This is a genomic window from Candidatus Ruminimicrobiellum ovillum (genome assembly GCF_002392975.1).
In the GTDB taxonomy this organism is placed as follows: Bacteria; Elusimicrobiota; Endomicrobiia; order Endomicrobiales; family Endomicrobiaceae; genus Ruminimicrobiellum; species Ruminimicrobiellum ovillum.
Genome location: NZ_DGIC01000002.1, coordinates 94716 through 120208, shown reverse-complemented (window position 1 = coordinate 120208; position 25493 = coordinate 94716). Strand labels below are relative to the sequence as shown.

The following is a 25493-nucleotide window of genomic DNA, read 5'->3' as shown; positions in this document are numbered from 1 at the left end:
TTAATAAATTTGTTTATATCTGTTTATCAACATAACACAAATGTTTTTCATTAAAGCTAAAACAGGAACCGCCAAAAACATTCCTATAATTCCAAAAACATTTGCTCCCGCAAGTAATGCAAACATCATCGCTACAGGTCCTAAATTTACATTTTGACCGACAACTATCGGCTGAACTATATTATTATCCAACTGTTGAATGATTAAAAATACGGCGGCAACTTCAATTACCGGAATAATTGCATGAAACTGAAAAGCCGCAACAATAACTCCCAAGACAAAACCTATCGCAGGGCCCAAATAAGGAATTAAATTACATAAGCCGGCAACAATACCTATAAGCAAAGAATATTTTATGCCGATTACCGACAAAGCAATAACAGCACACAATGAAATAAAAAAGATCTCTATAATTTGTCCCCTTATATAACCGCCCAGCACAAAATCAATTTCATGTTTTAACGATATACAAAATTCAACATATCTTGATGGTATAAGTTGAATAACGGATCTTGAAAAATCGTCGTATCCCAAAAGCATAAAAAATGTTATTATAGGTACCAAACATATAATGGATATCGTTGATATTATACCGGTAATATATACAGGTATTTTTGAAACTTCCGTCGTTATAAAAGCCGTCGATTTTTCCGTTAAGGTATCGGCAATATTATACTTATTTAAAAACGGAACTATCTTATCTGTATAATTTTTTTGTTTTTCGACAAAAGAAATTATACTCTGTTTATATTCCGGAAAATTTTTAATCAAAACATTTACTTCTTCCGTAACTACAGGAACAACCACGCTTATTGCAAAAGCGGAAACTATACATACCAAAAGCACAACGAACAATACAGCCACCCATCTTTTTACGCCGAACAACATTATTTTCTTTACCAACGGAGCAAGCAAATAAGCAAGCAGAGCCGAAATAACAAAAGGTATTAATATACCTCTCGTTAAATATAAAAAAAATAAAATTATAAAGAAAAATATCAGTGATAAAACAAAAAATTTTGTTATGCCGGTGTCTTTCATAAATATATTTACGCCTTACTGTAAAAATCTTCCAACAAAGCTCTTGTGATTTTAAAACCTATAGAACTGTCTTTTTCCATAAGATTTTCCAAATCTTCTTTATGCAAAATGTACAATTCGCTTTTTTCCGCCGCTTTTGCGGTATCGGAATATTGTTCAGCGGAATTAAACAAAAATCTTTTACCGAATATTTTGTTTGTTTCCACATATTTTTTATTTTTATCGTCATCCAGTTCTATTTTTCCGGACTTTAATAAACATACCAACTTTGCCGATTCGTCTTTTTTGTACAAAATTTCGTTTTTCATATATGTTCTTCTATATAAAATAGTCGTTATTTTTTTTAATTCCCTTACGGTAAACATTCTGAAAGAATCGGTTTTTTTTAAATAAATAACATCATCTTTAATTTCTCTGTCTAAAAAAATGAACGAAAACAATTTCTTTAACATAAATAATCCTTTAATTATGCCTTCTGCTTTTTAAAAGTTCTATCATACTGTGATCTTTATTTTTTATTGCATAATCCATGGCGGAAAATTCATCATTATCACTTGAATGTATTCTTGCTCCGCTATCCAAAAGTTTTTTTGCTACATCAAAATATCCCTTCGATGCAGCCAATATCAACGGAGTTTTTCCGCTTGCGTCTTTACCGTTAACTCTCGCCCCGTTATCTATAAGGAAAGAAACCATATCCAAATTATTCGTATCCACCGCAATATTCAACAATCTTGTATTATTATCGTCTTTATAATTTACGACTGCACCGTTTTTAACAAGCAAATTGGCAATTTTCAAACTTCCCATTCTTACGGCTATTCCCAACGGAGTTATTCCGTTACTGTCGGAAACATTAACATCTGCTTTATATTTCACAAGCATTTTTGCTATATCGTAATTAGATTTATACACGGCATACATCAACGGTGTAATTCCGTTACAGTCAGCAACATTAATATCGGCTCCTGTGGTAAAAGCAAGTTGAACCAAATCTACATTATTTGATGCACAAGCAGATATTAAAGGTGTTATTCCGCTATCATCTTTTGCATTAATATCCGCACCTTTGGATATTAAAAATGCAGCCATATCATAATCATTACTGTCGAAGGCTATTATTAACGGAGTTTTACCTTGAATGCCTCTTTCATCTATTTCCGAACCGTAAGCAATAAATCTTTCGGCCAAACGAATATTTGAAGTAAGAATAGATTCTCCCAATGTTCCCGGAATTGTTCCAACTTTATTAAAATATTTCACTATATCGTTATGCCCGCTTTTCATGGCAAAAACCGAAGCGGTAATTCCGTCTTTTGTTTTTGCATTTATATCGGCATTATTTTTTACCATTTTTTTAACCAATTCAAACATTCCTTTTTCCGAAGCCATCATCAAAGCCGTCATACCGTTCGGCAGTTTTGCATCTAAATCCACACCGCAATCTATTAATAATTTAGCAACATTTTCCATACCTTTGTTTATGGCTAACATCAGAGAGTTCATACCTCTGTTATACGAAACATTAACATTTGCCCCGTTTCTTATAAGCATAATCGCTATATCGGAATAGCCCATACTGATAGCTGTAAGCAAAACAGGATTGCCGACGGAGTCTTGAGAGTTCGTACTGACTCCGCGTCTTATACATTGTCTTACCAAATCGTAATTATTTTGTTTTACGGCATTTACGATTGTGTCTTTGTTATATGTAGCCGCATAACAAAAATTCGAAAACAACATTAAAAAAAGTATCAGTATTTTTTTTAACATATTATGAATTTAACTCGGCAATTTTCATATTGCATTCTTTTGCCAATTTTACATCAAGTCTTGCAGCTTCTTTATATTTTTCAACAGCTAAACCTATTTCTCGGCTTTTTTCATAAACTTCGGCTAATCCGAAATATGCAAGTGCATATTTTGGATTTATTTCTATTGCTTTTGTATAAAAAGCTTTTGCCTGTTCGAAATTATTGTTTATTTTATATATATCACCTATTTTGGAATATGCAAAAGTTGCCTTAGGAGACAATTCTATTACCGTAAGTAAATCTTTTATAGCGGAATCATATTTTTTTATTTCAACATACGCTTCCGCTCTCAATAAGTATCCCTGAGAATCTTTATAATTAAAATCTATTGCCTGGTTCAACTCTGAAATAGCTTCCTCGTATTTTTGTTTTCTAAAACTTATATTTCCTCTGTTTAAGTGTATCATACTGGCAGATACATTTATTTTTCTGTCTTCTTTTGCTATCTCGGAATTTTTACCTATATCCTCAATATTAACGCTGATAACAGGCTCAGTTTTCTGTTCAACAACAACTTCTTTATTCGGTTGTTCCGTATTCGGGGTTGCTTCCTGTTTTGTTTCCTGTTGTATTTCCGGTTGTACATCTTGTTGTATTTCTTGCTGTGAGTTTTCTTCATCGGCAACAACTTTTTCTTCAGGAACAATATACTGTTTTACATCCGTTCCTAAAGATTCCGCTTGTGCAAAATCCTTTTCGGCTTCTTTATTTTTTCCAAGTTTTTTATATAATTGTCCTCTTTTTAAATAATATGCACCGTTTTTATCGTCAAGTTGTATCAATTTAGAACAATTATTTACGGCATCATCCAATTTATCACTTTTTTCAAAGAAATCTATTTTATCCAAAAATAAGTCTTTATCTTTTGAATTTATTTTTGTTGCTTTTTCAAAATCCTGCGAAGAAAGTTTTACATTGTTCAACCCATGATATATTTTTGCTCTTAACCAATAATATCTATAATCCGATGAATCCATATTAACGGCTTTGTTTAAAAAGTCCAATGCCGCTTTTAAATTTTGTTGATAAAAACAAGATTTAGCCAACATATAGAAAAGAATTTTATTCTTGGTACCTTTTTCCAATGCTCTTGTTAAATATTTTATTGCACTATCGAAATCTCCTGTTTCGGCAAAACTTACTCCCAAATAAAAATCCGTAACTTTATCTTGTTTTTTAGCTTCATATATTGAAATCAACAAAGATATAACTTCGTGATATTTTTTCAATTGGAAAGCTACCGTAGCCAACAAGAACTTATTATCTATTTTAGTTTCAAAATCGCTGACCTGTTTTATATCATCATAGGCTTCGGAATATTTTGATTGTTTAATATAATAATTTATTCTCGACAAATAAGCTCTATTGTATCCCGGATCATAATCCAATGCGGAATCTATATCTTTGAGATAGTTTGCATAATCTTTTATTTCATAATACAGCAATGCTCTTTCAAAATATAAATCCGCGTCAACCAAATCGGAATCAATAACTTTATTAATACACTGTATTGCATCTTTATATTTTTTCAATCCGTTAAATGCTTTAGCTTTACTTCTATAAATTTCAGGACCTATATTTTTATCGTATTTAATTGCCATATCATAATCTTTAACGGCATCTTTAAATTTTGATTGTTCTAAATATAAATCTCCTCTCTTTTGGTAATAAAAGGAGTTTGTTTTATCCTCTTTTATAAGTTTATCTAACTGAGCGATACTTGTAAAAGAAACTTCTTCCTGTTTAGGTTCCCGAATATCAGAAACATTATTGTCAACAACAGTTTGTTGAACATTATTAACAACGAAATTGTTTTCTTCTTTTACAACATCCGTCGCAGCAACAGTATTTTCATTAATAGTATTAAATTTATTATTATCCGTATTTGAAGAACTCGTATTTACACTTGTATCTGCATTCGTGTCCGCAGCGGCCGTATTTATAATCGGGGTTGTATTTATGTTAACATTTTCCTGTTGCGGTATCTGTTGTATATTTTGTTCCGTCATATTATTATTAAAATTAATGCCATTATTAGCTTCTTCTTCTTTAATAGCAGCCGGTTCCTGCGGTTTTTCTTCGGGTATTACTTCTTCAACCGTTTTTTCTTCCGGCACAGACGGTTGTTTTTTAAAATTTTCCGTCTCTTTTCTTTCCGCGGTAAAATCTTGAACTATCGTTACTGTTTTTCCGATTTCTTCAATTTCTTTTTCAAGAATTTCTTTAGGTTCTTCGGTTTCAATATTTTCTTCAACGATTTTTGTACGTTTCGCGGAACCTTTTGCATTCTTTCTTCCTGCAGAAACGACAGATATCTTATTCTTTTTTTCTTTTGTTTTTTTCTTTTCTGAATAGAAATATCTTTTTGTATCCAATATTTCTCTGTCTAAATCCAAAACATTATTTTCACTCAGCATTTTCAACGCAATGTCATAATTTTTTATTGCGTCGATTATTTCACCTTTGTTTCTGTTTATTATTCCTTTATAAAAATAAACATTAGGATTAACATCTTCCGTATTCAATAAAAATTCTATATCCGCCAATGCTTCGGGATAAGCTTTCATCTTAATATATACTTTTATCCTTTTTAAATAAAATTCTTCTTTTTCGGGATTTAATGTTATTATTCTCGTATAATCCATAAGAGCTTTAGGATAATCACCGAGCTTAAAATAAGAATCCGCTCTTAAAATTAAAACGTGTATATTATCTTGCCTTTCATCTAAAAAGACTGTTGCAAAATTAATACAAGATTCATATTCTTCTTTTAAAAATTTAATTTGGATATTCAATAATTCGGCATCTTGATTTTTATTGTCGATTTCCAACACACTGACAATATCACTTTCGGCCTCATCATACATTTTTTTATTTACAAATATTTTTGCTCTTCGAATATAAGACTCAACATCGTTTTGGTTCTGTTCCAAAATTTTGTTTAAATCGTCCAAAGCTTCGTCGTCATAACCGGATTTCACCAAAGCAACCGCTCTTTTTTTATAAACCGCAACATCGGCATATCCCAAAGAAACGGCCTTATCGAAATATTCAAGTGCCGTGGTGTTTTCCATTGTATTAAGATAACATACACCCAAATAGAAATTAGTTTCCTTCAACAAATATTGTGCTTTAAGTGTTTGTTTAAAATCATCTATGGCAATTTTATAATCTCTGCTTTTAACATAAGAAATTCCTCTCCAATAATACGCTTCTATTATCGTAGGGTCTTTCTCTATTACATCCGTAAAATATTTTATTGCCGCATCATATTTTTCCAATTTGAACAATGTTAATGCATAAGCAAAAAGCATTTCCGACAAATCGTATGAAAGCTCTATCGCTTTGAAGAAATATTTTTCCGCGGCAAGATAATCTTCCGTAAAAAAGTAACACAAACCGCAACAATACAACAATTCAGGTGTTTTGCTTCCGTCGATTTCTATTGCCTTTTTGAAATTATCTATAGCACTATTATAATCTTCGTTTAAAACACTCATATATCCTAAAAAGGCAAAACTTATGAAATTTTTATCCATAAATTCTACAGCTTGCAAAATTTCTTCATATGCTTTCTGGGTTTTATCTTGCGATAAGAGAATGCTTGCTTTTTCAATATAAGCCGGACCGAAAGAATAATCCAAATCTATCGACTCGGAATAATCTTTCAAAGCTTTATCATCCAACCCTTGTTCTTTATGTAAATTTCCTAAATTGTAATATGCATAACAATCTTCAGGCATTTTTTCTATAGCTTCTTTGAAACATGCCTCTGCTTCATCTTCTTCCAATTTTTTTCTGTGGGCAAGCCCCTTATTATTCAAAATATAAACATCTTCCGGTTTTAATTTTAAAGCAACTTCAAAATCTTTTATTGCATCATCCAAAGATTCTATATTCGTGTAAGTTATACCTCTGTTACAAAAAGCATAAGCATCCGTAGGATTTAATTCTATAGCCTTAGTAAAATCTTTTATTGCTTCCTGATATTGAAACAAACCTCTGTGCGCCATTGCTCTGCCGTAAAATGCGGATTCTATGTAAGAATTTAATTCTATTGCCTTATCGAAATATTTTATGGCTTCATCAAATAAATTTTGAAATACTCTTATACTCCCCAATGTCGTATATACACTCGGATTTTGCGGATTAAGCTCTATTGCGGTTTTAAAATCTTGTTCCGAAAGATCAAACTCTTTCAAGAAAACATAAGTTTCTCCTCTTGCTATAAAAGCAAAAGTAAAGTTTTTATCCAATTCTATGGCTTTTGAAAAATCTTCTATGGCGTTTTTGTAATCCGTCTTCTTGTGATATGCTAAACCTCTGTTATAATATACTGAGGCATCTGTGGGATTGTAAGCTATTTTCGATGTGTATAAATGTATTTGGTTGTCCAAATCTTTTTTTTGTTGCGAAGTTAAAATTTTGTTAATACTGATTTTATATTTTTCAGGATAAAACTCCATATCTTCTATAAGCTTTTTTATAAAAGAATTTATACTTTTCTTATAATCAACCGTCATTCATATTCTCCCATAACTTATTTCTTTTTGATAAATGTGCCTACTACCAATCCTATAAACATTCCGGTAATAATACCCATCAAAATATCGGTAATACCTATTACGGCAATAAAAATTCCAAATACCGCACCGGCCAATAAACCGACAACATCATATGTCTTTTGTTTGGGCTCTGATTCAGCTTCCCGAATCAAATCATCATTACTCATTTCTTCTTGATTTATTTCTTCGTTATTTTCCATACTTTACACTCGTAAACTTTTCTTTATATTATACCATTATACCTATTGTATTTTCAACAAGTTTTTCACTTTTTCCAAAACTTCTTCTTTCGTTATTTTCGGATCTTCAAACTGTAAGTTTTTTATATATTTTTTTACATCATTTATCCACTTTCCGGCCGGTTTGTTAAAAATTTCAATTAATTCATTCCCGTTAAACAATTCTTCTTTGGGCAACAGCATATTTTTTTGTTCCAAAGTTTTAACCCTGTCAAAAAGTTCACCGTCGAAATTTTTTGTATCGGCAACGGTTAACAATCTTATGTTATCTATATCTTCTCCTAATTTATTGGCAAATCTTCTTACCGAAGAATCTTTCCAACTTGTATCATACATTTTAGGATACATGTGATTTTCTATCAGGAAACACACTTTTTTTATAAAATCCGCAGAATATTTTAATCTGGCTAAAATATCTTTTGCCAGCTTTGAGCTTATCGACTCATGATTTATAAATGAAATTTTGCCGTCCTTTTCGGATTTTGTTTTTACCTTTCCTATATCGTGAAGCAAAGCTGTCATTCTCAAAAGTAAATCGGGTTTTATATTATCCAAAACATCCATGGTATGCCCGTAAACATCCTTATCATGATAAGGTTTCGGCTGTTCAACATTTTGATTTTGTTTAAGTTCCGGGAATAAAATATTAAGTAAACCCGTATCGTCTAACATATTAAACGCTCTCGAAGGTTTTTCGAGCAATAATATTTTGTTTATTTCTTCCGCTATTCTTTCACCGGAAACAATTTTTATTCTTTCAACATTATTCTTCATACTTTGATATGTTTTGGGTTCTATTGTAAAATTCAACTGGAAGGATTGCCTTACGGCTCTTAATATTCTCAACGGATCCTGCTCGAAAATTATATCGGATGCCGTTTCATCGGTTACTCTTATAATTTTATCTTTTATATCTTCCAAACCTTTTTTTGTTAAATCCAGCAATTGAAAATCATTTAATCTTAAAAACAAAGCATTAACGGTAAAATCTCGCCTTAATGCATCTTGTTCCAATGTCCCTATTTCCGTTTTTGGATTTCTTGAATTTTTATCATAATACTCTTTTCTGGGCATTATAAACTCTATTTCTTTATTTTCTATAAGAAGCTTTGATGTTGCAAACTTTTCAAATGTAACAGGAGGATGTATTTTTAATTTTTCTGCAACCACTTTGGAAAATTCTATACCGGCATTTTCCCCTTCAACCATAATATCCAAATCGTTCGGTTGTCTGTTTAAAATAATATCCCTCACGAAACCACCCACAGCATAAATAATAAAATTGTTATCTTTTGCTATTTCGATAAGTTTTTCAACAACAGATTGATAGGTTTGAGGTATTCTCAAAGAGTTCATTTTTATATTCTGAATTTAACCGAAAAAAATATTTTTTTACACAAAAAAAAAAGAAACTAATTCCATAATTTCTAATCACAGGAAAAAGTAACTTCTTCAATTTAAACATATTGAAAGGATACGGAGAGAGAGGGATTCGAACCCTCGATAGAGTTCCCCCTATAGCAGTTTTCGAGACTACCGCCTTCAACCACTCGGCCATCTCTCCCCATAAGAGAGCTAAAAAATTTTCAAATAAACATTTATTCCTTGTTAGAAAAATTATCTATTATCTTCGGTTCGTCCGCAAGAGAACCGTTTAATGTCAAGCTCTTATCCGCTCCACCGCTTTCTATTACAGCCGTAAATTTATCATCATCGGCCGTAGTAATTTTATAAGCAGTAAAATATTTATTACTTCTTGCATCAATACCTAATACCGTGGTATTTCCTTCACCGTTAGCATTCGAGGTTGCATAAAAATGACCGTTTCTTGAATAATAAACTTGCTCTGCAGCATTAATTTCGGCTAATAATGCTTTACCTTCAGTTGCCATACTTTTTCTTACATATCCTCTGTAAACCGGAACTGCGGCCAAAGCTAAAATACCCACTATAGCTATTGTTATCACCACTTCCGGCAAAGTAAAACCTTTTATTTTTATCATATAACAACCTCTCTGCAAAACAAATATCACATTAAACTCACACAATATTATAATACAAACTACCTTTTTTTTCAATATCTTTTAACACAATACTCATGAGTTTAAATCGTTCATTTTTAAAAAGATTTTTGATATTTTTCTGTTATAAGGATAGTTCTCAATATACTTATAAACGATTGAATACAAATATCCGTTTTTTGCAAAAACATCTTGCTTATTTGTTTTGGCATTGTTATATACGGTTATTATATAATTTTCGATATATTTCGGATTACCTGACAGTTTGACGGCTTTATCCAAATATTCTATTTCCTGATCTTTAGGCATATTTTTAGAAAAAGTATAATATCTCCAAGCCATAACATTTCTGCAAGAAATAAATATTACACAAATTATCAATAAACAAAATACTATCTTAGATAATATCCCGTTTCTTAAATTAAAAGTTTTTTTATCCTTATAAAAAGAAACCGAACACAATGTTGCCAAACAAATAAGGAATAACATTGCATTTGCCGGAATATGAAAATGAAAATCGACAAAACTTCCGATACAAATTGAACAACAGGCCGAAAATGAACCTATAAACAAAATCTTTTTCTTATACGATAAAAATTTTATTCTCCTTAAGAAAATAAATATAAGAACAAAAATAAGTAATAAAAATATTGCATAAGCCGGATATCCGACATCCAACAACAATTCCAACCAATCATTATGTAAATATTCGGGATATGCTTTTAAATCTTCTTTCAAATATTTATCTATGAGTATAGGAAAAGAAGCAAAACCTATTCCGGTAACAGGATAATCTTTCAAAATATCAAAAGACATATCATAAAGTTTTAATCTTGTTGCTTCAGACATTCCCGTAGTTCTTTGACTGTAAGCATTGATTGCATCTATATTTTTGTATATGGCAAAAGAAGATACCGCCAATATAGCAAGCACAAATAAAATTTTATAAAGTTTCTGCTTAATGTTGCCCGAAAAATGATAAACATATAAAAGCATAAATATAAATACAGAAACAAATGTTGCTAACATCGCTCCTCTGGAGCGAGTCAAAATAACGCTTATTAACAGCATCAACGATACTGTTATCAGCACAATTTGTTTAATTACAAAATCATTTTTTTTATTTTCAATTAAATATTTTTGATATCTTAAGAAATTATAAATTAACAAAGCTAAGGATACAAAAAACGACATTGACAAAAATATTCCGGCATTGTTTCTGTTTGTAAACGGTCCGAAATTACCCAGGCTTTCCGTTCCTAAAAAGAATTTGATATATTCGCCCTTCGGGAAACAAAGCCCTATCATCATCACAACAGCCGAAACCGTTAATGTTAAATATAAAAGTTTTTTTATTTTTGCAGAATCATGAAAAATTTGATTAACAATTATAAAAAACATCATATAGGTAAATATGGAATTCAGTTCTTTAAGTGTGTGAAAAGGTGAAACCGTAAACGGTATAAAATCTTTTTGTTGTAATATTGTATGATGATTTAATATCTGAACAACTGCTAACAAAATAAATATTACAAAGATAATGTTTACCGATAATGCCGGAAAAGTAAAAGAAAGGTTTCTTTTAGTAAACAAAAGATATACGAATATAAAGGAAACTACCGATTGAAAAATAAAAAATGCCCAAGGTTCCGTTCCCGCAAAACTCAAAGGCACAAAAAAAATTAGTATTGAAAGAAGCAATTTAACAAACATTATTCAAATAAAATATCCGCTATTGAAAATACAGGTCCGTCTTTACAAGCCATTTTATAAGCATTTTTTATTTTAACGGCACACCCCTGACAATTACCGACACCGCAAGCCATTTTTTGTTCCAAAGATGCATATCCGGGAATATTTTTATCTTTTGCGATTTCCGCAACTTTTTTCATCATCGGGGTAGGTCCGCAAACGTAAATAGCACTGTTTTGTTGAACTTGTTTTGCCAACAAATCCGTAACAAAGCCTTTGTATCCGTAAGAGCCGTCCTCGGTGGAAATATTTATTTTCCAACCCATTTTTTCAAACTCGGTTAAACACATCAATTCTTCTTTTTTTCTTACACCGTAATACAAACTACCGGATTTATTTAAACAACTTGCCAAAAAGTGAATTGATGCCACTCCCGTTCCGCCGGCAACAAGTACGGGTTCGACATTATCTTTTATATCTAACGGATATCCCTGACCTAACGGTCCCAAAACATTTACCTTACTGCCTATAGGCAATTTTGCCAAAATATCGGTTCCTTTACCTACAACTTTATACAAGAAAGAAACCGTTCCCGTATTTTCATCAACGGAATATATACTCAACGGTCTTCTTAAAAAAACTTTTTCCAAGCCTATCATACAAAATTGTCCTGCACAAGCTGCAGATGCTATTTCTTTTGATACGATGGAAAATTTATAAAAATTCAAACAAATATTTTTATTCTCGGTTATTTCTAATTGATAATCCCATCTTTTAATGTCCAAACTATTTTTCCTCCTACTATAGTCATTACGGCACAACCTTTAAACTTTCTTCCGATAAAAGGAGAATTTTTGCTCTTAGACAAAATATCTTCTTTTTTAAATTCGTATTTTTGTTCCAAATCTATAATTGTTATATCGGCAACGGAACCCGGTTTCAAAGTTCCTCTTCCCGACAATGAAAATATTTTTGCGGGATTTGTTGTCATTTTTGCAATTGCCTGTTCAAATGTTAAAACTTTTTTATCTACAAGTTCATTTAAAACCAAACATAATGCAGTTTCAAAACCTATAATTCCGAACGGTGCATTATCGAATTCTCTGTTTTTTTCTTCTTGAGTATGCGGAGCATGATCGGTTGCAATACAATCGATAGTTCCGTCTTTTAATCCTTCTTTAATTGCTTCCACATCTTTGTGTGTTCTTAACGGAGGATTCATTTTAAAATTTGTGTCGTAATTTTGAACATAATCATCGGTTAACGAAAAATAATGCGGGCAAGTTTCGCAAGTAACATTTAAACCTTTTTTCTTTGCTTGTCTTACAAGTTCTACGGAACCTGCAGTTGAAACATGTGCTATATGAAGTTTTCCGCCGGTAAGTTCGCAAAGCATTATATCTCTTGAAACCATTATTTCTTCACTTTGGTTGGGAATACCTCTGAGTCCGAATATCATGGAATTTTTGCCTGCATTCATAACACCGTTTTTAGACAATTCTTTATCTTCACAATGAGATATTACAGCCAAATTAAACATCTTTGTATAATCCAATGCTCTTCTCATGACTTGAGAATTTGCAACGGGTACTCCGTCATCGCTTACGGCTACAATTCCGGCTTTTTTTAATATTCCTATTTCGGCTAACTCTTCACCCTGTGAACCTTTTGTAATACATCCTATCGGGAAAACATTTACTTTTCCTTCTTTTTGAGCTTTCATAAGAATATATTCTACCGACGGAGCATTATCGGTAACCGGCTTTGTGTTAGGCATACAAAATACGGTTGTAATACCGCCTTTTGCCGCTGCCATTGTTCCCGTTTTAATAGTTTCTTTTTCTTCTTGTCCCGGTTCTCTTAAATGAGAATGAACATCAATTAATCCGGGAACAGCAACTTTATTTTTACCGTCGATTACTTTTTCCGGTTTAGCGGAAAGTTTATCAACTATCTTGCCGTTTTCAATAAATATATCACCGACTTTATCAACTTTACAGGTAGGATCAACTATTCTTATATTTTTGATTTGAATTAACATGTATGTTTCCTCCCTTGTTTGTTTCTTGCCAGTGCCAACAAATGCAATACCGCCATTCTGATTGCAATACCGTTCGTTACCTGCTCGTTAATAACCGATGCCGGGCTGTCCGCAACTTCGTCATCAATTTCCGTTCCTCTGTTCATCGGTCCGGGATGCATAATCAAAACATCCGGTTTGGCATTTTTAAGTCTTTTTTCCGTAACCTGATAAAGTTCATTATATTCATGTTTGGACGGGAAAAAAGCGCCCTGTTGTCGTTCCATTTGTATTCTTAAAATATTTACGACATCAACATCTTTCATAGCTTCATCCAAATCGTAAAACACTTCCACACCTAAAGAGGATATACTTTTCGGTATCAATGTCGGCGGTCCGACAACTCTGACTTTTGCACCGAATTTTGTTAATGCCCAGATATTTGATCTTGCAACTCTGCTGTGTAAAATATCTCCTACCAACAAAACTTTTAAGCCTTCGATTTTTTTCTTTTTATCGTACATTGTATAAAGATCCAAAAGGCCTTGTGTCGGATGTTCATGAAAACCGTCTCCCGCATTTATAATCGAAGCATTTAAATTTTTCGCGAGAAGTTCTGGCGCTCCTGCACAAGTATGTCTTATTATTATAATATCGGCTTTCATTGCTTCGAGAGTTTTAGCGGTATCTACCAAACTTTCACCTTTAACAAAACTTGATGTTTTCGGTGCAATACTTATAACATCGGCAGATAATCTTTTTGCAGCAACCTCAAATGATGTTCTTGTTCTCGTAGAAGGTTCACAAAACAAAGTTACAACGGTTTTTCCGATAAGTGCCGGAGCCTTTTTGATTGACCTGGTAAACATATTTTTGAAAGGCTTTGCCGCATCAAGAATTGTTTGAATTTCTTTTTTGTCCAAATGTTCCAAACCGAGAAGATCTTTTCTGTTAAAAGACATTTTAGCCTCTTTTTATTCTTTATTATTAAGTTTATTTTCTAAAAATTTTATTTTATTTTGAAAAAAAGTTTTAAGTTCGGTCAATTTTTCCGCTGCCTTATACGATTCTAATGCTTTGGCATATTCTTCTTTTGTTTCCAAAAACTGTCCTTTAATTGTATGTGCCCAATATTTATTATTATCGTTATATTTTTCTTTTTCTATTACGGTATCTAAGTCTTTTACAGCTTCTTCTTCTTTTATTCCCAATTCAAGTCTTAATTCCGCTCTGGTCCTTATGTACAAATAGTAATTCAAAGTTTTATCTCCGAATTCAATCGCTTTTTCAATATCTTTTAAAGCCTCTTGTTTTTTCCCTACCTCTTTTTCATAAAATGCCTTGGTATAATAATATTCAGGTTTTTTGGTGATTTCCAAGGCTGCAGATACATCTTTAAGAGCATCATCATATTTCTTCATATAAAAATTGTATTGTGCTCTCTCATAAATATAGTCTGAATTTTTTGAATCTAACTTTATTGCTTCATCACAACATTTTACGGCATTATAAAAATCTCTGACAGAAGCAAAAACAGAAGCTTTTTGAGAATAGTATTTTGCTTGAGTATTATCTAAAGATATCGCCTTATCGATATCATCCTTTGCACCTTGCAAATCGAGACTCTCCGCATAAGATTTATACTCTCCCTTAAGAGGTGTATGTTGCTTTATTTGAGACATTAAAAAATAAAGTTCCGCTTTACTGGATTTTCTATTACATAAACTTATTGCTTTTTCCAAATAATCAAAACTTTCTTCTCTAAGCGGATTTTCTCTCACCTGCACCAATAATTGTCTGATTTTAATATATTCTTTTTCGGAAGGATCTATTCCGGCAGCATCTACATCTATAACAGCATATACTTGAGCAAACGCCATCAAAAAAAACATAAACACTAACAAACTTGTCATAAGTTTTTTCATATAATATTCCCCTTTTCTTGGTATATTATTTATCGTCCGCTACAACTTTATCATCAACAGATACCTCATCATCCATATCAACGCAAATCCTGTTTTTTGTATGATGCACAAGACCTACAAAGTCCGGCTGTATGGGAAGTTCTCTGTATCCTCTGTCAACCAAAACCGCCAACTTAATTGATTTCGGTCTTCCGAAATCTTTTAACACATCCAATGCGGAACGAATTGTTCTGCCGGTATATAAAACATCGTCAACTAAAATTATATTTTTATTATTTATGTCGCACGGGATATTCGTATCTTTTATTGTAGGAATATCCGCACCTGCTTCCTGTAAATCATCCCTGTAAAGAGTTATATCCAATATTCCGAAAGGTATTTGTTCTTTCATATTTTTTATATTTTCTATTTTTCTTGATAATCTCTTGGCAACGGTAACACCTTTTGTTTGAATACCTATAACGATAATATCGTCTATTTTCTGTTTTATAATTTCGTTAGCTAATTTTTCGATTGTAGAATCTATCTGTTTTGAATTTAAAATTTCCATGATAACTTTCCCTTAATATATATTGTCATATATTATATAAAAAAAATAATGATTTATAAATAACATTTTCGGCTACTTATAAATCATTATAATTTAATAAAAAAGATAAACAGTTTAAATATTTTCCAAAAGCTTTTCCGCTTGCTGTTCCGGTAAAGATTCCACATCTCTTAACTTTCTTTCTATTGCTCTTGTTCTGACACCTGCATTATCTATTTCTTTACTTGCACTTTCCAATTTTCTCTTGGTAGCATCCAAAACATCTCCGAACTTACCGAATTCGGTTCTAACGGCCCTTAAAATGTTCCAAACATTGTCTGTTTGTTCTTGTATAGCAAGTGTTCTGAAACCCATTTGCAAACTGTTTAAAAATGCTCCCAAAGTTGTAGGTCCTGAAATTGTTATTGAAAAATCGTTTTGAATTTGTTGTATAAGTCCCGGAATTCTTAATATTTCCAAATAAAGTCCTTCAAAAGGTAAAAACATTACGGCAAAATCTGTCGTATAAGGAACCGATATATATTTATCTTTAATATCTTTTGCAAAATTTCTTATATCCGTTACCAACTTTTTCTTATCGGACTCAATAGCATTTTTATCTGCCGACTCATAATCCTGCAACAATTTTTCGTATGCTGTCGTGGGAAATTTTGAGTCTATAGGTAAATATATAAACTTTTCTTCACTTTCTTTAGACGGAAGTTTCACCGCAAATTCTACCACTCCCGAAGGATTGGACGGATTAGGGTGAGCATTTTTTTCATATTGAGAGGCAGTTAAAATTTGTGAAAGTAATGCTTCAAGTTGAACTTCTCCCATAGTTCCTGCAACTTTTACGGAAGTTAATGCTCTTTTTAATCCTCCGACATCGTTTGCTATTGACTGCATTTCACCCAAACCTTTTTGAACTGATTCCAATTGTTTACTTACAAGTTCAAAAGAAGAGTTTAATCTTTTTTCCAATGTAGATTGCAATTTTTCATCAACGGTAAGTCTCATTTGTTCCAACTTCTTCTCGTTGCTGTCTTGAATATTTTTCAAACTTGTTTGAACAGTTTCTTTTTGTTTATCCAAAGATTCTTGCGTGTTTTTTGAAAGGGTATCGAACTTGGCATTTATGGAATTTTGAAAATTCATCAATGTATCCTGATTTTCTTTTCTTGATGCTCTTTCGTTTTCCGTTGATTCTCTTCTGCTTCTCTCAAACTCATCTTTAAAACCTTTCTCATAAGAATCTAACTTTTTTTCGTAATCGTCAAATTTTTTATTTATAACATCTTGATTTGAATTTTTATTTTTTAATAAGACTAATAAGATTAAAATTAAGTTTATTGAAACTAAAATAATCAATGCTGTTAACATATTTTACTCCTTGTCAGTATGTTTTTTATATTATAATAAATTTTTATATTTTATATTCAAAAAAATCTTTTTTGAACTTAATCAAATTTCTTATCATATTCATACTGCCCCTGCTGCCGTTATGTATAACAATTCCCATATCACAATATTTTGCCATTTCGTAGTTTCTTATAACTCCGGCCGAGTTTCCGTATTTATTCCAATCCGGTTTAAATACCGTTACGGGAATATTATTGTTCTTGGCATAAATTTCGGCTAATGTATCAACACCCTTGGCACCGCCGGAAACTATTTCGTCATCCTGTGTTATTTTATAACCGGATAACTTTATTGCTTCAAACAAAATATTTATATCGGTTATTGTTCTGCTGCCTGCAATTACTATTTTCATGATTATATTTTACAACCTCACAACGACAATAGTATGTCGCGATTTTTTTAGAAATTTATAAAAAAAAGACAAAAAAAACAGCGGGCAACGGGAATCGAACCCGCATCACGAGCTTGGGAAGCTCGGGTTTTACCACTAGACTATGCCCGCAATAACGACAATTTATAATTTACAATTTATAATTAATCACTAACTACGAGATCCCGCATCAAGTGCGGGATGACAGAACGACAATACGACAATTTATAATTTACAATTTACAATGTATAATTGACGACTAAAACTTTTAAATTTTTCATTTGAAAAGCATGATTAAAGCCGTCTATGAGTGCAGAAAAATTTAGAGCAAAAATTATAAATCTAAAAAATTTTTAAACCGCTGATGTTTGAGCTTTTTTCGTTTCATTAGTCTGTTAGAAAAAAGCGAGTTCTGCGGTTGGCTTTAAATTTTTCAAACGAATGGCTTTTGTGCTTGAAAATGAGAAATTTTAAAAGAACCTACTACTTATGTAATTTTATGTTTTTTCTTCAGTACTGTCAATTGAGATTTAGCATATTTCAATGCTTGTTTTTTATCTTTTATTCTGCCTTCTTCGTAAGCATTGTTTATATACTTTAACAACTCACCTATAATCTTGCCCGGTTTAAGATGAAATTCTTTCATTAAAACATTGCCGTCTAAAATTTTATCTTTGGGTTTCTTGTTAATAAAATCAAAATAACCGAATATCAATTTGGCAACGGATTTTTCCTGTTGCTGTAACACTTTTTTCGGATACACTTTTTTCTTTAATGTTTTATATGAATGCCAATCCGACATTGCCATTATTAAAAGGTCCGGAGTGTTTTCTTTTATATCTCTGAACAATCTCATCTGTGCTCTGTTTGTTATGACTTCCGATTTTGCCAAATTCGAAGGCCTCATATGTTCGGATATTATAGCTTTTGCAAAATCTATTTCTTTGTTGCTCATTTTCAATTCTTTCATTATTTGTGCGGTTTTTTTCGCGCCCAATTCTTCGTGACCCAAAAATCTCATTTTGTTGTCCATTCTTTTAGCACATTCGGGTTTTGCACAATCATGAAATATTGCAATAAACTTTAACAGATTTTTTTTATTTACATTCTCGGAAAACGGTTCGTTCAAATGTTTTTCCAAAACATCTTTTGATTTCGGAAAATATTTGTCTAATTTTATAAATATGTTTTCCAATGCTTCATATGTTTGGAAACAATGTTGAAAAAGACCTTTCGGATGATAATAAAAATTCTTTGCGGATTTTTTCATTTTGGTTATTACGGGAAACATCTTTTCCAAAAGTCCGCACTCATCCATCATAGCAATATATTGCGCGGATTTTTCATTGTTTAATATTCTGAACAACTCGTTCTTTATTCTTTCACCGGCAACCGTAGTAATTTTCGAAGAAGATTTTTTTATTAATGTTAAAGTTTCTTTTGAAATTTTAAATTTATATTCACCGGAAAATCTGAATGCTCTTAACATTCTTAAAGGATCATCATTAAAAACGGTTTTTGAAACTGCTTTTATTTCTTTCTTTTTTAAATCTTGTAATCCGCCGAAACAATCTGTTATATTTTTCTTAATATCGTCAAAATCTTCTATTTTTACGGCTAAAGCATTTATTGTAAAATCTCTTCTTGATAAATCTTCTTTAATATTTTTCCCCTGCATAACGGAAACATCTATATATTCCAAATCCGGATTATTAAATACCGCAACTCTGTATGTTTGTAAATCGTCATGCAATTTAAAACATTTACCGTTTATTTTTTTTGCCAACTTTTTTGCAAAGTTTTCAGATTTTTCCGAAACGGCCAAATCTATATCCAAAGATTTTTTCTTTAACAAAAAATCTCTTAAATATCCGCCGACAACATAAACATCGGTTTTAGTTTCTTGTGCAAGTTTTATAACTTCGTTTATTTCTTTAAGCACTTTAAATTACTCCATTAAGTATGTTGCATTGATAAGTTCGTTTATATAACTGTTAGTGTTATCACTTTTTATTTCTTCAATGTTTCCATATTTTACCATATTTCCATTTTGCAGTATCAAAATTTTATCCGATATTTTAAAAGCAGCGGAAATATCGTGTGTAATAAAAATAATATTTGTTTTTTGTTCCTTTTTTATTTTATAAAAAATATCCATTATTAAAGATTGGTTTATAACATCAAGCGAAGCAAAAGGTTCGTCGGCAATCAAAATTTTAGGATTTTTCAACAATGCTCTTGCAATTGCAATTCTTTGTCTTTGACCGCCGGAAAACTGGTGCGGATATTTATCGAATATATCATCTTCTTTCATATCAACAAGTGCAAGCTTTTCATTTATAAAATCTTTTTTATTTTTTATTTCTTCATCAACAGCTTCATATAAAGAATACCCTATCGTAAGTTTCGGATTAAACGAAGCATACGGATTTTGAAATATCATTTGAACGGTATTTGAAAGTTCCTGCTTTGTATAATCTGAAATATTTTTGCCGTCTATTTTTACCGTACCGCCGTCAAACGGCAACAAAGAACAAATTATTTTTGCAAGAGTTGTTTTTCCCGAACCGCTTTCACCGATAACAGAAAGAACTTTATCTTTTTCCAATTCAAAAGAAATATTGTTCAATGCAACAAAATCTTTCTCTTTCTGAAAAAGAGAAGAATTCTTTTTATAAATTTTAGTTACATTTTCTACTTTTAACATTTTTATATTTAAACCATATTAAAAAGCATATTTTACACCAAGGTTAAGTCCGGCACCTTGTCTTGATCCAAGTTTTCCGTTTACTTCGGCATAGAAACTCCATGGAGTTGATGAAAATTCCTTTCCTATACCTATTCCACATTCATAGTAAGGATCAATTGTCAATGCTTTTACTGATTTACCGTTTACTTCCGTTGCAGCTTCTCCGGTATTAAAACATGCACTTATTAAACCGTATGGTATCCAACCGTTGTTCAATTCCAAACTTGCTTTCACTCCGGGTTCTATATGCACATTATTTATATCTTCAGCACTTACTTTGTTTCCCTGTGCATTTGTAAATTCTTTTGTGTTTATTCCTACATATGCAACCATCAAGTTAGGTTCTATTATCCAATCACTCCCGACTTCAAAATTGTATCCCGCTTTTACGGCTGCAGCATAGCTTGTCATATCCGTATTGTCACTTCCGAAATCGGTATCCGTTGTTGCTTTTGCCAATTCCGCATTTATCGTTGCACCGATATAATAACTTTCTCTTATCAACATTCCGGTTGCTCCGATACAATAACCTGTATTATTAACTTTGATAGTATCCAGTTTTTGATTTGATCCGTTATATCCGAAATATACTGCCACCATCTTATTTTCATCTACCGGCAAATCTATTCCTGCTATCGTTCCGTATATTGTTGTGTCTATATCTTTATCAAGCCCCGCTAATTTCATTGTTTCATTTTCGGCATATGGTCTTACCCATGCACCTCTTTGTATTTTGTTATCACTTTCAAAAACTTGGTTTGTAGTCGATGCATATAATTTAGAAGTTTGAGCACTATTTTGTTTTTTACTTTTTGTTCTGGTATCCATACCGACAAAAGCTTGATTTATTGTTGCCATCTTCGAGAAAGAGCCGCCTACTAAACCTAAAATATCTGCTGCATGCGCCAACGGATTTCCTATTGATGTTTTTGTGAATGTTATATTTCCGGTAGATTCATCGTACTTAATATTGTACTTATACAAATCCGAAGATGCAGAACCTATCGTTTCTACCTCGTTTTTTATTTCATGTGTTTTAATGAACTCCAAGTCTACTTTATCCTTTTCTGTATCGGATATTATATTTATTGCATTTACTTTTATCCTTTTTTGATCATCATTATAATAGCCATCAGTTGATATTGTATCCATTTCTTCATTTTCTAAATCTGCATCTACGGAAATATTCATCTTTCCGTTTATTTGCAAATTTTTAAAAGCCATTTCTTCTACAACATTGTTTGCAATATTCATTGTTAAATTGTCTATTGTTGTTGAACCGGAAAACCATTTTCCGTTTTCTCCTATAATGATTGTTCCTGCATAAATATTTACATCCCCGGAAAAACCGGACATATCTTCATTTAATATTATCGTACCTGACGCATCCGACAATGTTCCTGACTTATTGACATTCAATTCGGAAGTTGCAAAAACAGATCTTATTTTATCGTTAAATGTTATCTTAGCATCCTTACTTGCAAATAAATTTATTTTTCCTGCCCCAATTCCATCATCGTCCGCACAAATTGCACAAGAACCGTTATCATCCGTGTTTCCGTCAAAAAGGATATCGTTTGTGCTTGCTATCAAATTAACTGTTCCTTTAGTATATATTGCTCCGCCACTTCTTGCCGAATTATTTTTAAACAGTGCTCCATCTTTTATTGTTAAGGTAGAATCGCTTCCGTTTGATATCGCCCCGCCATAAGCATTACTTACATTGCCTTCGAATATAACATTTGCTCCTATCTCAATATTCCCTTTTATCTCATGATTAAAGGCATCTCTTCTATTACTTATCGCCCCGCCATAATAATTGTCATCATTGGATACAATTTTGTTATATGTAAATTTTGCATTATCTCCTATCTTTAAAGTCCCGTAATTACATATTGCACCGCCGTCATTTTTTGCTGTATTAGAAGAGAATTCAACATTGTTACCTATTTCAATCGTAAGTTCAGAATCACCTGCCTCGGAATATATAGCACCACCGGCAGAACCGGATGTATTTGATATAAAACTCACGTTATCCCCAATAACTATTTTACCTTCTTCGTTGAACATTGCTCCACCTATTCCGGTAGCCGAATTGTTTTCAAATTTTGTTTCATTTATTGTGAGTGTACCTGAAGACAAAACGACAAAAACTCCACCATAACCGGATTGTTCATAATTTGAATAAATTTGTCCTGCTACGGTACTGCTTCCGTTTATTTCATAATGATCCGTCGCAAAAGCATAACCGTAAGCAAAACAAATCAATGTTAAAGCATAAAAAAATGATTTTAATTTAAACATAGAAAAATTCTCCTGTTTTTTCTAAAACTTCATTATATCAAATATTATCCAACAACTTTTTTGTGTATTCGTGCACGGGGTTTTCAAAAATCTCTTTTTTACTTTTTTGTTCTGCTATTTCCCCTTTATACATTACGGCAACATAATCGGAATATTTTTTTGCTATTAATATATTGTGAGTAATCATTATCATCGTTAAATTTAATTCTTTTTTAAGTTCGGCAAACAATTCCAAAATTTGTTTTTGAACCGTTAAATCAAGTCCGGATGTCGGCTCGTCCGCAATAAGAAGTTTAGGATTGTTTATTATTGCCATAGCAATTAAAACTCTTTGTTTTTGTCCGCCGGAAAGTTGGTGCGGATACGAATTATAAATTCTTTCAAAATCGTCGAGTTTTACTTTTTCGAAAACTTCTTTTACTCTTTTTATTTTTTCTTCTTTATTTAAATTTTTGTTATATACTTCCAAAGCTTCCAGAACCTGTTTTCCAACCGTTATTACAGGATTTAAGTAAGAGTGCGGATCCTGTAAAACTATTGAAATATCTTTTCCTCTTATTTTAGTTATATTTGAAATTAAATCATTACCGCAAAAAGATATATTTCCTTTTTCTATTTTACCGTTATCTATGGAAATAAGTCCCATTAAACCAAGGGCCAGTGTGCTTTTACCGGAACCTGATTGTCCGACTATGGCATAAGTTTTTCCCTCTTCAATATCAAGATTCACATTTTTCAAAACTTGTTGATATTTCGAATTTACATAATAACCTGCATATAGATTTTTAACAGATAAAATTATTTTATTCAAATTTTTTCCTTCTATTATTAAATATTTTTAAAATTTTTATTTACAAGCATGATTAAAGCCGTCTTGGAAATAAGAAATTTTAAAAAAACTAACAACAACTTATTTAACATTTTCTTCCTTAGGATCAAAAATATCTCTTATAGCTTCACCTACCAAATTAAATGCCAACACCGTTACAAGTATCGCAATACCGGGAAAGAGAGAAAGCCACCAAGCCATATAAATATAATCTTTACCGGATGTAAGAATCTGTCCCCACGACGGCATCGGAGGTTGAACGCCAAGCCCCAAAAACGAAAGTGCGGATTCGGTAAGTATCGCTCCGCCTATCGCAAGTGACGAATATACCATTAACGGTGAAATAATGTTCGGCAATATATGAACGAAAAATATTTTTATGTTGCTTATTGCCATCATTTTAGAAACCAAAATAAATTCCCTTTCTTTTAACGATAACACTTCAGCCCTTACAAGCCTTGCAAGTCCCGGCCAGGAAGTGACACCGATAACTATCATAACATTGTAAATGTTAGGTTCTATAAAAGCGATTACAAGTATAATAAGGAAAAACGTAGGAAAACATAAAACTATATCGGTAAATCTCATTATTATATAATCTATTTTGCCGCCGTAATATCCTGAAACTATTCCTAAAAAAGTTCCTATAACAAGAATTATAAATACCGAAATAAAACCTACTGCTAGTGAAATTCTTGCACCGAAAATCATTCTTGTAAAAACATCCCTGCCTAAATCGTCCGTTCCGAAAAAATGAGTTAATGACGGAGCCTGTAATCTTTCGAACACATTTTGTTCCGACGGAGTATACGGAGAAATAACGGGAGCAAATAAAGCAACAACTATTAACAAAGTTATTACTGTTAACCCCGTTAAAGCAAACTTGTTTTTTAATAATTTAATCAAAACTGTTTTCATTTTTATTATTCGTTAATTACTAATTGTCGTCTACTTGTACTTAATTCTCGGATCGGCATAAGTGTATAAAACATCCGCAATAATATTTCCGAGCAATGTAAGTATTGCCGTTAATGTTGCTATCCCCATAACTATCGGATAATCTCTTGCCATTACGGCTTCGTATCCCAATCTGCCTATACCGGGATAAGAAAATATCGTTTCAAAAATAAAACTTCCGCCGATAAGTCCCGGAATAGAAAGTCCTATTATCGTTATCATCGGTAAAAGTGTATTTTTTAATGCATGTTTAAATATTACTTGTTTTTCGGTTAGTCCTTTAGCATAAGCGGTTTTAATATAATCTTGCTTTAATACTTCGAGCATTCCCGACCTTGTATATCTTGAAAGTGTTGCAAGAGAAACAATGACGGAAACTGCCACCGGCAATATTAAATGTTTGGAGATATCAAAAACTTTTTCAAAAATATTCATCGTATCAAAATCAAAAGATACCAATCCCGATATCGGCAGCCACCCTAACTGAACCCCAAACAAAATCATAAACATTAATGCTAACCAAAACGACGGCACGGAATAAGATATGAACAGCAGAATAGTTATCGATTTATCCGCAAAAGAATCCTTTTTTATGGCACAATATATTCCTAAAGGTATAGAAAGAAGGCAAATAAAAAACAGCGACAAAACATTAAGTAAAATCGTTGCAGGTAATCTTTCGAAAATTTTATCTCTGGCAGGTCTTGAATCTTTAAAAGAATTACCGAAATCAAAAACTACCAATCTTTTAAGCCAATCTACATACTGAACATAAAAAGGTTTGTCTAACCCGTACAATTGCTGTAATCTTTCTTTAGCTTCGGCAGTAACCTTCATATTCATATCGGTTATCGAATCGGTAGGTTTGCCTGGAGTAATATGCATAATAAAGAAAGTTATTATGGTTATTCCTATAAGTATCGGTATTGATGATATTATTCTTTTAATAAAGTAGTACATATATGCTTGATATTATAAATAATTATTACCAAAATTTAAAATAAAAAAAATAAAGG

The 25493-nt window shown here is 31.9% G+C and carries 21 protein-coding genes and 2 tRNA genes; all 23 read right to left on the bottom strand.

Annotated features, from left to right (window positions below; translation table 11 throughout):
* Complete coding sequence (locus B2Y85_RS00635; protein ID WP_372518535.1) at nucleotides 1-1041, bottom strand: AI-2E family transporter; 1041 nt, start codon at nucleotides 1039-1041, stop codon at nucleotides 1-3.
* A gap of 8 nt (nucleotides 1042-1049) precedes the next feature.
* On the bottom strand, nucleotides 1050-1493 hold the full coding sequence (locus tag B2Y85_RS00630; protein ID WP_372518534.1) for a cyclic nucleotide-binding domain-containing protein: 444 nt from the start codon (nucleotides 1491-1493) through the stop codon (nucleotides 1050-1052).
* A gap of 10 nt (nucleotides 1494-1503) precedes the next feature.
* Complete coding sequence (locus B2Y85_RS00625; protein ID WP_372518533.1) at nucleotides 1504-2814, bottom strand: ankyrin repeat domain-containing protein; 1311 nt, start codon at nucleotides 2812-2814, stop codon at nucleotides 1504-1506.
* A gap of 1 nt (nucleotide 2815) precedes the next feature.
* Nucleotides 2816-7378 (bottom strand): tetratricopeptide repeat protein, encoded by a 4563-nt coding sequence (locus B2Y85_RS00620; RefSeq protein WP_372518532.1) that lies wholly within the window; start codon nucleotides 7376-7378, stop codon nucleotides 2816-2818.
* Nucleotides 7379-7395: 17 nt separating this feature from the next.
* Nucleotides 7396-7620 carry a hypothetical protein gene (locus B2Y85_RS00615; RefSeq protein ID WP_372518531.1) on the bottom strand — a complete coding sequence of 75 codons (225 nt, stop codon included), beginning with the start codon at nucleotides 7618-7620 and terminating at the stop codon, nucleotides 7396-7398.
* 42 nt (nucleotides 7621-7662) lie between these two features.
* A complete protein-coding gene (locus B2Y85_RS00610; protein WP_372518530.1) occupies nucleotides 7663-9015 on the bottom strand; it encodes a CCA tRNA nucleotidyltransferase in 1353 nt (450 codons plus the stop codon).
* A gap of 121 nt (nucleotides 9016-9136) precedes the next feature.
* Nucleotides 9137-9223: transfer RNA gene (locus B2Y85_RS00605), tRNA-Ser, on the bottom strand.
* A 34-nt stretch (nucleotides 9224-9257) separates the two neighbouring features.
* Nucleotides 9258-9662 (bottom strand): type IV pilin protein, encoded by a 405-nt coding sequence (locus B2Y85_RS00600; RefSeq protein ID WP_372518529.1) that lies wholly within the window; start codon nucleotides 9660-9662, stop codon nucleotides 9258-9260.
* A gap of 93 nt (nucleotides 9663-9755) precedes the next feature.
* Nucleotides 9756-11273: an O-antigen ligase family protein gene (locus B2Y85_RS00595; RefSeq protein WP_372518528.1), complete on the bottom strand. Its 1518-nt coding sequence runs from the start codon at nucleotides 11271-11273 to the stop codon at nucleotides 9756-9758.
* A gap of 119 nt (nucleotides 11274-11392) precedes the next feature.
* Complete coding sequence (locus B2Y85_RS00590; RefSeq protein WP_372518527.1) at nucleotides 11393-12157, bottom strand: dihydroorotate dehydrogenase electron transfer subunit; 765 nt, start codon at nucleotides 12155-12157, stop codon at nucleotides 11393-11395.
* Entirely contained in the window at nucleotides 12127-13413 is a 1287-nt protein-coding gene (locus B2Y85_RS00585) for a dihydroorotase (RefSeq protein ID WP_372518526.1), read from the bottom strand. Before B2Y85_RS00585 ends, B2Y85_RS00590 begins: the two co-directional genes overlap by 31 nt.
* Nucleotides 13407-14354 (bottom strand): aspartate carbamoyltransferase catalytic subunit, encoded by a 948-nt coding sequence (locus B2Y85_RS00580; RefSeq protein WP_372518525.1) that lies wholly within the window; start codon nucleotides 14352-14354, stop codon nucleotides 13407-13409. Before B2Y85_RS00580 ends, B2Y85_RS00585 begins: the two co-directional genes overlap by 7 nt.
* Nucleotides 14355-14366: 12 nt before the next feature.
* Nucleotides 14367-15317: a tetratricopeptide repeat protein gene (locus B2Y85_RS00575; RefSeq protein WP_372518524.1), complete on the bottom strand. Its 951-nt coding sequence runs from the start codon at nucleotides 15315-15317 to the stop codon at nucleotides 14367-14369.
* Nucleotides 15318-15342: 25 nt separating this feature from the next.
* The gene (pyrR, locus tag B2Y85_RS00570; RefSeq protein ID WP_372518523.1) at nucleotides 15343-15867 is read right to left on the bottom strand and encodes a bifunctional pyr operon transcriptional regulator/uracil phosphoribosyltransferase PyrR; all 525 of its coding nucleotides are present in this window, start codon (nucleotides 15865-15867) and stop codon (nucleotides 15343-15345) included.
* 114 nt (nucleotides 15868-15981) lie between these two features.
* Nucleotides 15982-17229: a DNA recombination protein RmuC gene (locus B2Y85_RS00565; RefSeq protein ID WP_372518522.1), complete on the bottom strand. Its 1248-nt coding sequence runs from the start codon at nucleotides 17227-17229 to the stop codon at nucleotides 15982-15984.
* A 43-nt stretch (nucleotides 17230-17272) separates the two neighbouring features.
* Nucleotides 17273-17620 carry a DUF2493 domain-containing protein gene (locus B2Y85_RS00560; protein ID WP_372518521.1) on the bottom strand — a complete coding sequence of 116 codons (348 nt, stop codon included), beginning with the start codon at nucleotides 17618-17620 and terminating at the stop codon, nucleotides 17273-17275.
* A gap of 79 nt (nucleotides 17621-17699) precedes the next feature.
* Nucleotides 17700-17770: transfer RNA gene (locus tag B2Y85_RS00555), tRNA-Gly, on the bottom strand.
* A gap of 355 nt (nucleotides 17771-18125) precedes the next feature.
* Entirely contained in the window at nucleotides 18126-19580 is a 1455-nt protein-coding gene (locus tag B2Y85_RS00550) for a CCA tRNA nucleotidyltransferase (protein ID WP_372518520.1), read from the bottom strand.
* Nucleotides 19581-19586: 6 nt separating this feature from the next.
* Nucleotides 19587-20345: a dipeptide/oligopeptide/nickel ABC transporter ATP-binding protein gene (locus B2Y85_RS00545; RefSeq protein ID WP_372518519.1), complete on the bottom strand. Its 759-nt coding sequence runs from the start codon at nucleotides 20343-20345 to the stop codon at nucleotides 19587-19589.
* A gap of 18 nt (nucleotides 20346-20363) precedes the next feature.
* Entirely contained in the window at nucleotides 20364-22691 is a 2328-nt protein-coding gene (locus B2Y85_RS00540; RefSeq protein WP_372518518.1) for an autotransporter outer membrane beta-barrel domain-containing protein, read from the bottom strand.
* A gap of 37 nt (nucleotides 22692-22728) precedes the next feature.
* Complete coding sequence (locus tag B2Y85_RS00535) at nucleotides 22729-23502, bottom strand: ABC transporter ATP-binding protein (protein WP_372518517.1); 774 nt, start codon at nucleotides 23500-23502, stop codon at nucleotides 22729-22731.
* Between the two features lie 99 nt (nucleotides 23503-23601).
* The gene (locus B2Y85_RS00530; RefSeq protein WP_372518516.1) at nucleotides 23602-24438 is read right to left on the bottom strand and encodes an ABC transporter permease; all 837 of its coding nucleotides are present in this window, start codon (nucleotides 24436-24438) and stop codon (nucleotides 23602-23604) included.
* Between the two features lie 30 nt (nucleotides 24439-24468).
* Complete coding sequence (locus tag B2Y85_RS00525) at nucleotides 24469-25437, bottom strand: ABC transporter permease (protein ID WP_372518515.1); 969 nt, start codon at nucleotides 25435-25437, stop codon at nucleotides 24469-24471.
* Nucleotides 25438-25493 lie beyond the last annotated feature (56 nt).